Genomic DNA, 13,362 nt, shown 5'->3' on the forward strand with positions numbered 1-13,362 from the left:
AAAAGGCGGTGATTGGGGTCGTGGGGCCGAACGATACCGGAGGCATGGCGTTAACACACGGTCCCATCATCGTTCAATTCACAGGCATGGCTGGTAAGTCGCCGATTATCACAGGCGTTGTCGTTGCCGTGCTGATCGCCGGGGCGGCCGCGGCCTTCGCCGCCACCTGGCGGCCGTCGATTGCCACGGTCGAGCCGCCGCGGCCGGACTCGTTCGATCCGGCGCTCGTCAAGCGCGGCCGCGCTCTCGCCGCGATCGGCAACTGCAACACCTGCCATACTATACGCGGCGGCGGGAATTACGCCGGCGGCGTGCCGGTTCCGACGCCGTTCGGCACGGTTTTCTCATCCAACATCACGCCGGATGCCGAGACCGGCATCGGGCGCTGGCCGGAAGAGGCATTTGTCCGCGCGATGCGCACGGGCGTCAGCCGCGACGGCCATCATCTCTACCCGACCTTTCCATACGACCACTTCACCCATATCTCCGACGCGGACGACCGGGCGCTTTATGCGTTTCTGATGACCCGGCAACCGGTTCACGCGTCGCTGCCGGAAAACCAATTGTCCTTCCCGGTCAGCCAGCGGCCCGCCATCGCCGGATGGAAATTGCTGTACCTTCGACGCGACGGCGTTCACTTGGACGGGACGAAGAGCGCGGAGTGGAACCGCGGCGCCTATCTGGTCAAGGGGCTCGCGCATTGCGGCGCCTGCCATACGCCGCGCAATGCGCTCGGCGCCGAACGCGTCAACGCGCAATTCGCCGGTGGCGACGTCGACAATTGGCACGCCTATGCCCTGAACGACTCATCTCACTCGCCGTTGCCGTGGGATGCGGATGCGCTCTACGCCTATTTGCGCCGCGGCTGGCACCCTGACCACGGCACTGCGCGCGGGCCGATGGCCGATGTCGTCAGCAATTTGTCATCGGTCCCGGACAACGATGTGCGCGCCATTGCCGTCTACATGGCGGACATGTCGGGCGGCGTACCGGCGCCTGACCGCGAACGGCCTGCCAGGGCCTCAGTGGCGCAGGCGCAATCGCCCTCGACGGGGCAGGGCGCAGCCGCGGGCGCGACGATCTACGCCGCCGCCTGCGCGTCCTGCCATGAGACCGGCCGGCCGCTGCCCTATGGCGGCGTCAACCTGGCGCTCAGTACCGCGATCGCAAGTCCCGATCCGCGCAACCTCATCAACATCGTGCTGTCGGGCATCGATGCGGTCGAGGGAGAACGCGGTCCGATCATGCCGGGATTTTCCGACAGCATGGATGACACGCAAATGGTTGCGTTGCTGAGCTTCCTGCGGGCACGCTTCGGCAAACAGCCGGCCTGGAGCGATCTCGACAAGACCGTGCGCGAGGCGCGTTCGACGCAAGCCGCTTCGCTGTCGACATCGCCGCAACTGCGCACGGTCCCCGACGATTCCAAATGATCGAGGCAAGCCATGATGACATTGAAAGTCAATGGTCGCGACCATCAGGTCGACGCCGATCCAGACACACCGTTACTCTACGTGCTGCGCGACGATATCAAGCTCAACGCGGCGAAGTTCGGCTGCGGGCTCGGTCAATGCGGGTCCTGCACCGTGATCGTAGACGGCAGGGCGGTGCTGTCCTGCGTCACGCCAGTGGTCCTGCTTGGGGGTAAACAGGTGACGACCCTCGAAGGGCTCGGCACCGTGGCCGAGCCGGCGCCGATCCAGCGCGCCTTTATGGAGGAGCAGGCGGCGCAGTGCGGTTACTGCATCGCCGGAATGATGATGCGAGCGCAGGCGCTGCTGCTGCGAAACCCGAAACCGACCGACGCGCAAATTCGCGCCGAGCTGGAGCCGAATCTCTGCCGCTGCGGCACCCATATGCGCATCCTCCGCGCAGTGCATCGCGCCGCCCGGTTGATGGATACGGCCGATGCCTCATCCGTGACCGACAGGAGCGTCCCATGAACGCGCCTGTGGTTATCGACCGCCGAACCGTGCTGGCTGGCGCCGGTGCGCTGATTGTCAGTTTTTCGCTGCGCCGCGCCCTGGCGCAGCAGCCGAAGCCGGACCAAGGGCCGAAGCTGCCGGGCAGCCTGGCAAGGTCGCCCTATCTGGATTCCTGGATCCGCATCGATGCCGACGGGACCATCACCGTGTTCACCGGTAAGGTCGAACTCGGCCAGGGATTCAAGACCGCGTTTCGCCAGATCGCCGCGGAGGAGCTTGATGTTGACTTCGACGCGTTGAACGTCGTCACCGCCGATACAAAGCTCACGGCAAACGAGGGCTATACCTCCGGCAGCCATTCGATGCAGGACAGCGGCACCGCGATCCAGCACGCGGCCGCGCAGGCGCGAGCCTTGCTGGTTGCGGAAGCCGCGAAGCGGTTCGAACTGCCGGCGGAAACCCTGCGGACGGAGAACGCCGCGGTCAGCGCGCCAGATGGAAGGCGCTTGACCTATCGCGAGCTCGTCGCCGGCGACCTGCTGCATGTCCAGGCGCAGTCGACGTCCAATTTGAAAGACCCGGCGGCCTTCAGGGTGATGGGCCATAAGGTGCCGCGCGTCGACATCCCCGCCAAGGTCACCGGTGGAGCGGCCTACGTGCAGGACATGCGCCTTCCCGGCATGGTGCATGCGCGCGTGGTGCGGCCGCCGAGTTATGGCGCGCAACTGACCGAATGCGACACCGCCGCGGTCGAGAAAATGCCCGGCGTCGTCAAGATCGTGCGGGACGGCAATTTTCTCGCCGTGGTCGCGGAGAAGGAGTTTCCAGCAGTCAAGGCGATGAACGCGCTTGCCGCCGCGGCGAAGTGGAAGGAAAGCGCGAAGCTGCCGAAACAGGATGATCTGACGAGGGTGCTGACCGGCCTGCCTTCACAGGACTCCACGATCTTCGAGCGCAGCGATCCCTCGGCGACCGGGGCCAAGACGCTCGAGGCAAGCTATTCGCGGCCGTACCAATCACACGGCTCGATCGGGCCATCCTGTGCCGTCGCGCAATTGGTGGATGGTGCCATGACGGTGTGGACGCACACGCAAGGCGTCTATCCCGATCGCCAGGGCATCGCGGAGATGCTGAGCATGCCGCCGGCGAGCGTGCGCCTGATCCATGTCGAAGGCTCCGGCTGCTACGGCCACAACGGCGCCGACGATGCCGCGGCCGACGCCGCACTGATTGCGCGCGCCATTCCCGGACGTCCAGTCCGCGTGCAGTGGATGCGCGAGCAGGAGCACGCCTGGGAACCCTATGGCCCGGCGATGGTGACGAAGCTGAAGGCCTCGCTCGACGCCAACGGCAAGATTGCCGATTGGAGCTTTGCCGTCTGGAGCAACACCCATTCGATGCGGCCGGGCGGAGCCGGCGCGCTGCTCGCGGCCCAGCACATGGCGCAGTCGTTTGCGGTGCCTGCGCCAAAGCCGTTGCCGCTGCCGGAAGGCGGCGGCGATCGCAACGCGATTCCGATCTACACGTTTCCGAACGCGCATGTGGTCCATCACTTCATTCCTGCGATGCCGCTGCGAGTTTCAGCGATGCGTGCACTCGGCGCCTATCACAACGTGTTCTCGATCGAGAGTTTCATGGATGAGTTGGCGGCCCTTGCCGGCGCCGATCCCGTGCAATTCCGCTTGGATCATCTCGGCGATAAGCGTGGCCGCGAGGTGATCGAGAAGGCCGCCCAGGGCTTTGGCTGGACACGCGGACAAACGGCGCCCCTGAACCGCGGCTATGGCTTTGCGTTCGCGCGCTACAAGAATCTCGCGGCCTATTGCGCGATCGCATCCGAAGTCGAGATCAATCGCGAGACCGGCCGCGCGCGACTCGTGCGGGCGGTCGCCGCCGTCGATGCTGGCCAGGTCGTCAACCCGGATGGCCTCGCCAACCAGATCGAAGGCGCGATCGTGCAATCGACGAGCTGGACGCTGTATGAAACAGTCAGCTTCGATGAAACCAGGATCACCAGCATCGACTGGCAGACCTATCCGATCCTGCGCTTCAATGCGGTGCCGGAACGGATCGACGTTCACATCATCAATCGCCCGGGACAGCCGTTCCTTGGCAGCGGCGAGACCGGGCAGGGCCCGGCCGCCGCTTCGCTTGCCAACGCCATTGCCAACGCGACCGGAAAGCGGCTGCGTGACCTGCCGCTCAGTCGCAAGCGCATCAAGGATGCGATCGACGCGTGAGATCCCTTCAAGCCACTTTGGCGTCGACGCCGGCCGGAGGCGGCGTCAATTCCTCGATCCTGTAGGATTTCGGCATGTTGATTGGCCGGTAGGTCGGATCTCTCTCACAGCGTTCCAGCACGGAGCGATGGATGATCGCGCCGTCCGGAATCAGCCGTGGCTCGCCGCGCGGCAGATAGTAGCCGAGGAAGGATTTGCGCTCCGGCCACTCCTTCCATTTGTCGCTCTTCGGCAGCCATTCGAGGATCTCCCAGGCGCCCTTCAGGGACACGTGCAACTGCGCCAGCGCATTCGGCGGCACATATTCATGCCTGCTCGGCGGCATCGGCAGGCCCCAGGCGTAGTGATCGATCAACGCCTGATCCATATGAAGCCCGGCGGCGTTGGCCTCCTCGATCATCCATACCAGCGGAAATTTCGACAGCCCGCTCTGGTTCTCGGGATACCCGCCGCCGACATCGCCATGCACGCCGGCAAACCAGACCTGGCGGATGTCCTGGTCGACCGCAGTCGACGCGTCGAATGGGTTCGAGCGGAATTTCTGCGGCTCGGTCCAGCGGTTGAGCCGGAACATGCGGCGCCGCTCGTCGATCGAGATAGCCTGTCGGAATTTCTTGACGCTCGAATTGGTCCGGGTGAAGCGCAGGGTCTGCAGGTCGAACCAAAACTTGTCCTGTCGCGGCACGATGACCGAGGCGACGGTGTCCCAGACCCCAATGAACTCAATCTCGATGATGCGGCCGCCGGCTATCTGGCTGAAATGCCAGGCTTCCTTCAGCGCCGAGTCATCGGGGGTGCCATCGACCTTCTGACTGTCGGAACTTGCTTTCTTGTAGGAAGAGAAGGCATAGCCGGCGAGGTCGAGCTGATCGACCGGCAACAACCCCATCACATGGACGAAGGCCGCGAGGACGCGCACCGTATAGGCGCCGCGGCTGAAGCCGAACAGCCAGACCCGGTCGCCGGGCTCCCAAGCCTTGCACAGGAAGAGGTAGGCGCCGAGCGTGTCCTTGTCGAGGCCGGCGCCGGTGGCAAGCCCGAGCACGCCACGCGCTTCCTGCTTCAGACGCCCCCAGGTACTCTGCAGACCGATCGTGCCGAGACCCGGATGGTAATAGACCCGCTGCCGCTCGCTCTTCTCGAGAACGCGAAACAGCTTGAGGACGTTGGAAATATTGGCGCCGATCTCGTTTCCGGTGCCGTCGCAGCAGATCACGATGTCCTTTGGCATCCCACGCTCCCCCGTGGCCATCGTGGACCATCATCCATCGTAGGTCAAAATGAACAAGCTTCAATCTGTAATTGAAGTCATTATCAGCCGGCCGATCACAGTTTGCAACCGAACTACTGATAAGTCGCCACAATATCCGACACCGCGCGTTCGAGTTGCTTCGCCGTGGCGCATTGGCGCACGACGCTGCAGAAGGTCGCGTAGCGCGGCATTTCGGAATCGCCAAAGCCCCAGGTCATGCGGCCCTCGGGGTTGAGCCACACCAGCCGCTTCGAGCGTTCGCCGATCCGGCGCAGGATGTCGGCGCGCGGATCGAGGTTGTTGCTGCGGGCGTCGCCGAGCACGATCACGGTGGTCTGCGGGGTGACTGTGTTCATCCATCCGTCTTCGAAATCCGCCAATGAATTGCCGTAGTCGGACGAGCCGAAGCCGACCTTGGACATGATCTCGGCCATCGCCTCTTCCGGTGGCTTGGATTCCAGGATGCGGCTGACCTCGATCAGATTGCCGGAAAAGGCGAACGAGCGGACGTCGTCGACCACCTCATGGAGGCTGTGGATCAACAGCAGGAAGAAATCCGAGACACGGGCGACCGAGCCCGAGACATCGCACAGCGCCACGATCTTCGGCCGGTCGCGATGCTTGCGTTTCCAGGCGGTGAGGAAGGGCACGCCGCCCCAGGCTGCGTTGCGGCGGAGCGTGCGGCGAACGTCGAGATGGCCGCGGCGCTGGCGCTTGCGCGGCTTCGAGTAGCGTTCGCGCAGACGCCGTGCGATCTGGCGGATCAGGATACGCATCTGCTCGACCTGGCGCGGCTCGATTCGCGCCAGCGGCGCATTGCGCAGGATCTCGTTGCGCAGGTTCTCCGCCTCCTCCCGGCCATAGAGCAACAGCGCCTGCGAAACGGCGTCTCGGACGGTGCCGCGCAAACCATTGAGCGCGTCCAGCAGCCGTTCGGCGAGCGCGGGATTGCTCGCGGTCAGATCATCGATGTCGTCGCGCAGGCGCTGGATGCCCATCGCGTCGAGGATGCGGGTCTGGAAGATGCCGCGCTGGGTGAAGTAGCGGATATCCGGGAGCGACGCTGCGCCTGAGGCATTGGCGATCGCCGCCGAGATCGCGCCGCGGTCCTGCGACAGCAGCATCTGCGCCAGCGGCCCGACGATCTCGCTCTGCACGCCGCCCGCCGCGCCGCCATGCGCCTCGGCCGCGGGATCGCCGCCCGCCTTTTCCTGATCGTCGGACTTCCGTTGCTCGGAAGCTTCCTCTTGCGGCTCCGGCCGGCTAAAAAACAGATCAAAACAGTCGCCGAGCGCGCGCTTCTCGTCCTGGGTTTTGGCCAGCGTCAGCAGGAACGTGTCGCGCAGGATGGCGCGGTCGGCGAAGCCGACCTCTGAAACCGCCCGCATCGCATCGATGCTTTCAGCGGGCGAGACCCGGACCCCGGCTCCCCGCGCCGCACGAAAGAAGCGATGCAGGTTCTCGCGCATCCGATTTAACTGAATACACCCTGCCGCGACGCCTTGGCGATGAAGCTGGATATCTGCGGCGTCGCTGCTTCGATATCGGCTTCGTATTTCAGCAGCACGTTCAGCGTGTCCTTGACGATCTCGTGGCCGAGCTCGCTCGCTTGCAGCAGCACCAGCACGCGCGCCCAGTCGATCGTTTCGCTCACTGACGGCAGCTTCTTCAAATCAAGCGTGCGGATCTCATTGATGAAGCCGACCATCTGCTTGCGCAGAACCTGGGAGATGCCGGGCACGCGGCTCTCGACGATGCGTTCCTCCAGCCGCTGCTCGGGAAATCCGATATGCAGATGCAGGCAGCGCCGCTTCAAGGCGTCGCCGAGATCGCGCTCGCTGTTCGAGGTCAGGATCACCGTCGGCGCCGCGACCGCGGACACCGTGCCAAGCTCAGGGATCGTGACCTGGAAATCAGAGAGGATTTCCAGCAATAGCGATTCGAATTCGGCGTCGGACTTGTCGATTTCGTCGATCAGCAGCACGCAGCCGGAAGGCTGCTCGAGCGCCTGCAGCAGCGGGCGCGGCTCGACGAACTCCTTGGAAAAGAAAACGTCGCCGAAGGTGTGGAGCTGGTCGAGCGCCGCATGCAGCGTCTGCGCGCCGCCGAGCACTTCGCCGAGCTTGTCTTTCAGGATCTGCGTGTACAGCAGTTGCTTGGCATACTTCCACTCGTACAGCGCCTTGGCCTCGTCGAGGCCCTCATAGCATTGCAGGCGGATCATCTTCATGCCGCGCCAGGCGGCGATCGCCTTCGCGAGCTCGGTTTTGCCGACGCCGGCGGGACCCTCGACCAGGATCGGCTTCTCGATCTGCTGCGACAGATAGACGGCGGTGGCGATCTGCCGGCTCGCGATATAGCCTTGCGCGGCGAGGCCGCTCTCCACGGCCTCGATCGACGCGATGGGCCTGGTGTCAGCCACGAGGATCAGCTCCGGGGTTGTTCGAGAACTCGAAGCTGTTCTGCTCCCGTTGCGGGCAAAGCACAAGGCTCGATTGGCCAGTCGGCGCTGTCGGTTGGCGCATGGTTCCGGCTCATTTCCGCCGAGCGCAATAACCGGCGGAAGCCGCGGATGTCGCGTCCGTGACGAAATCCTTGCGGCGGATTCAATTCACCTCTCGCCGGCAGGGAGAGGTCGGCATACGGCGTCGCGAAAGCGCGCCTCACCGCAGCGTAAGGCCGGTCGCGGCTTCGAGTTCGCCTATCGCCTGGGCAGCATTGAGCACCTTGATCGTGGTCATGCCCATCTCGCGCGCCGGCTTCAGGTTGACGCCGAGATCATCGAGATAGACGCAGTTCTTCGCATCCACCTGCAGCGTCTCGACCATCATCCGGTAGATGCGCGGATCGGGCTTGCGCAAGCCGATCTTGGCCGACTCGATGACGTGATCGAACAGGGCCATCACCTCGGCGACGTAGAGCGTGCGTCCGCTCTTGCTGCCGATGGCGTTCGCCGGCAGATTGTTGGTGATGCATCCGGTCTTGAAGGCGGACTTGACGCGCTTCAGCGCCTCGACCATTTCCGGTCGCAGGTCGCCAGACAACAGCGGCAGAACGTCCTTGCCGCGGATTTCGGCGCCGAGCGCCCTGGATTCCTGCGCGAACAATTCGTCAAAGCCGTCGATGTCGATCTCGGCGCGCTCGAACCTGGCCCACGCGTTTTCAAGGTGATTGGCGGCATTGGTGCGGCGGATGATATCGGCGGGCAGGCCGCGTTCGGTCTCGTAGCGCATGAATGCCTCGAACGGCGAGGTGGTCAGGACGCCGCCGAAATCCCAGATCACTGCCTCGATCATTCCTGCCTGTCCGCGCCTGTTGCCTGTTCGGGAGCGGCTAACACGGATCGCCGGCCGGAGCCAGCCTCAACAGGTGCTTGGCGATATGCGCGGCGCGGGCTATTGCTGCGCCGATGAAGACACTGCCCTTGATCGCGGCGACGCTGGCGTCGCTCGTCTCCGCGCCCGCCTTTGCCATCGTCGGCGGCGGCGCACCGTCGACCGACGGCGTGGCGCGTTCGGTCGTCACCATCGTTGGTTCGCGCGGCAATTTCTGCACCGGCGCGCTGATCGCGCCGAAGATCGTGCTGACCGCGGCACATTGCGTGCAGCCTGGCGCGGATTACAAGATCGTCGAATATGGCGCGGATCGGCAACCGAAGCTGCAGGACGTCAGGACGGTCGCGATCCATCCCGCCTTCAAGATGCAGGCGATGATCGACCATCGCGCAACCGCCGATGTCGCGCTGCTTCAGCTTGCGGCACCTGCGGCAGGCAAGGCACCGTCGGCGCTCGGCATGCCCAACATCCCGATCCAGGTCGGCGGCCGCTTCACAGTCGCCGGCGTCGGCGTCACGCAGCGCGGCGACGGCAAGAGCGGCGGCACAGTCCGCGTCGCGGGGCTGGTCGCAACCGGCAAGCCGGGCACGCTGCAGATCCGTCTCGTCGATCCGGTCGGCCAGGGCGCGCGCGACGGGCTCGGCGCCTGCACCGGCGATTCCGGCGCGCCTGTTTTCGAGGACAAGCAGAGCGGGCCCGCAATCGTCGGCGTGGTCAGTTGGTCAACGGGGCCAAACGGCGCCGCCGGCTGCGGCGGCATTACCGGCGTCACGCCCCTGACGCTCTATCGCGACTGGGTGATGCAGACTGCGCGGCAGTGGGGGGCCACGTTCTAACCCGGAGCCGCGCGCTCGCGCTCGCATCATGATCTAATGCCCGGCCGCCTTATTCGCTGCGGCATTGTTCAACACGATGAGTCCGTCGACGGCGACGCCGAGCTTGCTGTTGATCAGGAACGGATTGACGTCGATCGAGGCGATGCGGTTACCGGCATCGGCCATCAGATTGGAGAGGCCGACCAGCGCCTTCACCGCCGACGCCTCATGCAATGCGGGTTTGCCACGATAGCCCTTCATCTTGATCCCTGCCTTGGTCTTCGCGATCAATTGCTTTGCCTCGGCCGCATCGAGCGGTGCGCCGGCCAGCGCCACGTCCTTCAGCAATTCGATATCGACACCGCCGGTACCGAACAGCACCACCGGGCCCATCTCGGCGTCCAGGGAGGCGCCGACCACGAGTTCGAGATCCGCCTTGACCTGCTGTGCGATCAGGATGCCCTCGAGCTTGGGCTTGCCCTTCAGCTTGTTCACCCGCGCGGTGATATCGTTGAAGGCCTGCTTCACCTCGGCCGTGCTGCCAAGGTTCAGTACCACGCCGCCAACGTCGGATTTGTGCAGGATGTCGGGGCTGACCACTTTCGCAACCACCGGAAAGCCGATCGTCCTGGCGATCTTCACGGCCTCCGCCGGGGTCTGCGCGACAGCTTCCTTTGAGATCGGGATGCCATAAGCCTTGAGCAGTCTCTTCGAGGCAACCTCGTCGAGCGCTGCGGCGCCGTTGGCGCTCTTGAGCGTTTTCTCCAGCACCGCGCGCGCTGATGCCTTCGAGCTCGACACGATGTCGGGGATTTCCTTGCGCAGGTTGGCATATTCGATCAGGGATTTGATCGCGCCCACGGCGCGATCGAGGCCCTGCAGCACGGCAACGTTCGGCAGCGACTTGCGGAGCGCCTTGGTGTGCTCGCTGAATCCGATCGACATCGTGCTGATATAAATCACCGGCTTGTTGGCTTCGCCTGCCATCTCATTGACGATGCGCAGATTGCGCTCGCGCAGCTCGTGCGGCGCCTTCGGCAGTTCGGAATCGATGATGACGATATCGGTATCGGGATCTTCGATCATGATCTTGATCGATTTCATGTACACCGAGGGATCGACCACGGCGGCAAAGCCGGCATCGAGCGGATTGCCGACAATGCTGCCAGGGCCGAGCATCTTTGCGAGTTGCTCGGTCGCGTTCGCGCTCAGCGGCGCAAAATTCAGACCGGCCGAATAGAACGCATCGATCAATAGCCCGCGCTTGCCGCCGGACAGCGACACCGCCGCGAGTCGATTGCCCCTGGGCGGGTCGGCATGGACGAAGCATTCGGTGGTCTCGATCAATTCGTCCAGGCCACGAACGCGGATCACGCCTTCGCGGGTCGAAATCGCATCAAACGTCTCGATCGAGCCGGCGAGCGCGCCGGTATGCGCCATCGCCGCCGCCCGGCCGCCTTCGGAGGCGCCGAGCTTGAGTGCGATCACGGGCTTGCCCGCGGCGCGCGCGGCCTTGCAGGCGTCGCGGAACACTTTCGTATTCCGCACGCCCTCGAGATAGACCACGATGACCCGGATGCTCGGATCGGCGGCGAAATAGGCCATCAGGTCGGGCGTTTCGAGCCCCGCCTCATTGCCGGTCGTGACCATGTAGCCGACACCGACGCCGCGGTCCTCGAGCGCCTGGCGGATTGCCATCACGATCGCGCCGGACTGGCCGACGATAGCGACCGTACCTTGCTCCATGGTCACGATGCGGTCGTCGATATTGGTGAAGAGGTTTTCACCGGCGCTCAGATTGCCGAGGCAGTTCGGGCCGGTAACGGCAAGCCCGCTTTCCTTGATTGCCTGCTTCAACTCGGCGGCGAGCCGCTGGCTCTCTTCATCCTGCAACTCGCTGAAGCCCGAGGTAACGATGGTCGCAGAACGCGCACCGGCCGCCGCCGCGTCGCGGATCACCTGTACCGCGAAGCGCGCCGGCACCAGCACCAGCACGTGGTCGGGCTTCTCGGGAAGGCTGGCAAAATCCTTGTAGCAGGTGACGCCCCAGACGGTCTCGCGCCTGGCATTGACCGGGAACAGGCCGCCTGCATATCGGTATTTGATCAGATTGTTCCAGATCCGTTCGGCATAGTTGCCGGGCTTATCGGTGGCGCCGACCAGCACGATGTTGCGCGGGTGCAGCATCGCGTGGATGTTCTTGACGATGTCGCTGGCCGCGGCAGGCGGCGACCATTTTTGGAATGAACGAGTGACGGCGCTTACGTGAGCTTCCATGGAGGCTGCCTTACCCTTGTCGTTTCCTTTGGCCGCAACGGCCGATTGCCGCGAGCGGGCGATTTTTCCTTGTTTTATGAGGAGTGGAAGAGGGTGGCAACTCACGCCGACGCAAGCCAGAGCGTCGCGTGTGATATCCCGGGGCACGGACAATCTTGCGGCGCAATCAGGAACCCGGCTCGATCGGGGTCGCGTGCAGCAGATGCACTAATCCGGGTGTCGGGCGGGTTTAAAAGCCGCCCGGTGAGGGCGGCTTCGCAACTGTCGATCCGTGGGCAAGGCCCGGCGCTAGCCGCCGGTCTCGGCGCTGATGATGTCGCCGAACAGCTCCCATTGCCCGTTCTTGAATTGCATCATCTTGAGCTGCTCGACCGGGGCGAAGTCGGTTGGGCTGGTGTTGACCCTGATGCCGGGGATCAGCGTGTCGGGCGTGAAGTCCTTCAGGCTCGCGGCCTGCTTCATTACGTTCTCGCGCGTCAGGTTGTCGCCGGCTTGCTTCAGCACCTGCGCCATGGTCTGCGCCGCGGCGTAGCCGTAAACCAGGTTGGCGTCGGAGATATTGGCGCCCGGCATGTACTTCTCGATGAAGGCCATGAACTTCTTCATGCCTTCGTCATTCTTCCACTGCGGGTCGGAGGCGTCCTTCAGGTAGCCCGCCGACAGCACGCCCTCGGATGCTTCGAGCCCGGCGGGCTTCATGACCGCGCCGATCGAGATCGAGACGTCCGTCATCACCTGCATCGGCTTCCAGCCGAGCTCGGCGATCTTCTTGATGGCTTGGGCCGCGAATTTCGGCGTGGCGATGTTGACGAACACATCGGCGCCGGTGTCCTTTAGCTTGACGATGTGGGAATCAATCGACGGTTCGGTCGTCTCGTAGCTTTCTTCGGCGACGATCTTGGCGGACGATTTGTCGAGGATCTCCTTGAGGCCGACGAGGTAGTCCTTGCCGAAATCGTCATTGGCATAGAAGATCGCGATCTTGGCATCCGGCTTGGCCTTGAGGATGTACTTCCCGAAGATCCGCGCCTCGACACGATAGCTTGGCTGGAATCCCATGGTCCACGGGAATTCCTTCGGGTCGTTCCACTTGCTGGCGCCGGTGGCGAGGAAGAGCTGCGGCACCTTCTTGGCGTTGTGATATTTCTGGACCGCGGTCTGGGTCGGCGTGCCCAGAGCGTTGAACACCAAAAACACCTCGTCGCTTTCGATCAACTTGCGGATCTGCTCCACGGTCTTGGGCGGCGAGTAGCCGTCGTCGTAGGAAATCCAGTTGATCTTGCGGCCGTTGATGCCGCCCTGATCATTGATCATCTTGAAATAGGCTTCCTCGGTCTTGCCGATGATGCCGTAGGCCGAAGCCGGGCCGCTATAGGCCTCGACATTGCCGATCTTGATCTCGGTGTCGGAGGCGCCGGTGTCGTATTTCTTTTGCGCAAAGGCGGCCTGGGTGGAGAGCAGGCAGAGCGCCGTGGCAGCCGCCAGCAGCGACATTTTCTTGTTGGTCGTCATAAAGGC

The 13,362-nt window shown here is 63.9% G+C and carries 10 protein-coding genes; 4 read left to right on the forward strand and 6 right to left on the reverse strand.

Translation table 11 applies throughout. The annotated features are described in order from the left end of the window. Window positions 1-44 precede the first annotated feature (44 nt). The 3 genes from JQ553_RS20800 to JQ553_RS20810 are packed head-to-tail and all read left to right on the forward strand — an operon-like array spanning window position 45 to window position 4,165. Window positions 45-1,433 carry a cytochrome c gene (locus tag JQ553_RS20800; RefSeq protein ID WP_249144453.1) on the forward strand — a complete coding sequence of 463 codons (1,389 nt, stop codon included), beginning with the start codon at window positions 45-47 and terminating at the stop codon, window positions 1,431-1,433. A gap of 12 nt (window positions 1,434-1,445) precedes the next feature. After that, entirely contained in the window at window positions 1,446-1,943 is a 498-nt protein-coding gene (locus tag JQ553_RS20805) for a (2Fe-2S)-binding protein (RefSeq protein WP_249144454.1), read from the forward strand. Further along, window positions 1,940-4,165 carry a molybdopterin cofactor-binding domain-containing protein gene (locus JQ553_RS20810; RefSeq protein WP_212501862.1) on the forward strand — a complete coding sequence of 742 codons (2,226 nt, stop codon included), beginning with the start codon at window positions 1,940-1,942 and terminating at the stop codon, window positions 4,163-4,165. The genes JQ553_RS20805 and JQ553_RS20810 overlap by 4 nt, the downstream gene beginning before the upstream one ends. Window positions 4,166-4,172: 7 nt before the next feature. Here JQ553_RS20810 and JQ553_RS20815 read toward each other — a convergent pair whose 3' ends face one another. From JQ553_RS20815 to JQ553_RS20830, 4 genes are all read right to left on the reverse strand, one after another. Next, entirely contained in the window at window positions 4,173-5,396 is a 1,224-nt protein-coding gene (locus tag JQ553_RS20815; protein ID WP_212501863.1) for a DUF2235 domain-containing protein, read from the reverse strand. 113 nt (window positions 5,397-5,509) lie between these two features. Next, the gene (locus tag JQ553_RS20820) at window positions 5,510-6,886 is read right to left on the reverse strand and encodes a VWA domain-containing protein (RefSeq protein ID WP_212501864.1); all 1,377 of its coding nucleotides are present in this window, start codon (window positions 6,884-6,886) and stop codon (window positions 5,510-5,512) included. Between the two features lie 5 nt (window positions 6,887-6,891). Then, complete coding sequence (locus JQ553_RS20825; protein ID WP_212501865.1) at window positions 6,892-7,839, reverse strand: MoxR family ATPase; 948 nt, start codon at window positions 7,837-7,839, stop codon at window positions 6,892-6,894. Window positions 7,840-8,080: 241 nt separating this feature from the next. After that, complete coding sequence (locus tag JQ553_RS20830; protein ID WP_212501866.1) at window positions 8,081-8,713, reverse strand: HAD-IA family hydrolase; 633 nt, start codon at window positions 8,711-8,713, stop codon at window positions 8,081-8,083. Window positions 8,714-8,826: 113 nt separating this feature from the next. Between JQ553_RS20830 and JQ553_RS20835 the strand changes: the two genes are divergently transcribed. Beyond that, entirely contained in the window at window positions 8,827-9,588 is a 762-nt protein-coding gene (locus JQ553_RS20835; protein WP_212501867.1) for a trypsin-like serine protease, read from the forward strand. 33 nt (window positions 9,589-9,621) lie between these two features. Here the strand turns inward: JQ553_RS20835 and JQ553_RS20840 are convergent, their stop codons facing one another. Then, entirely contained in the window at window positions 9,622-11,844 is a 2,223-nt protein-coding gene (locus tag JQ553_RS20840; protein WP_212501868.1) for an acetate--CoA ligase family protein, read from the reverse strand. A gap of 288 nt (window positions 11,845-12,132) precedes the next feature. Next, window positions 12,133-13,356 carry an ABC transporter substrate-binding protein gene (locus tag JQ553_RS20845; RefSeq protein ID WP_212501869.1) on the reverse strand — a complete coding sequence of 408 codons (1,224 nt, stop codon included), beginning with the start codon at window positions 13,354-13,356 and terminating at the stop codon, window positions 12,133-12,135. Window positions 13,357-13,362 lie beyond the last annotated feature (6 nt).

The sequence above is a fragment of the Bradyrhizobium lablabi genome (assembly GCF_018131005.1).
Lineage (GTDB): Bacteria > Pseudomonadota > Alphaproteobacteria > Rhizobiales > Xanthobacteraceae > Bradyrhizobium > Bradyrhizobium lablabi_D.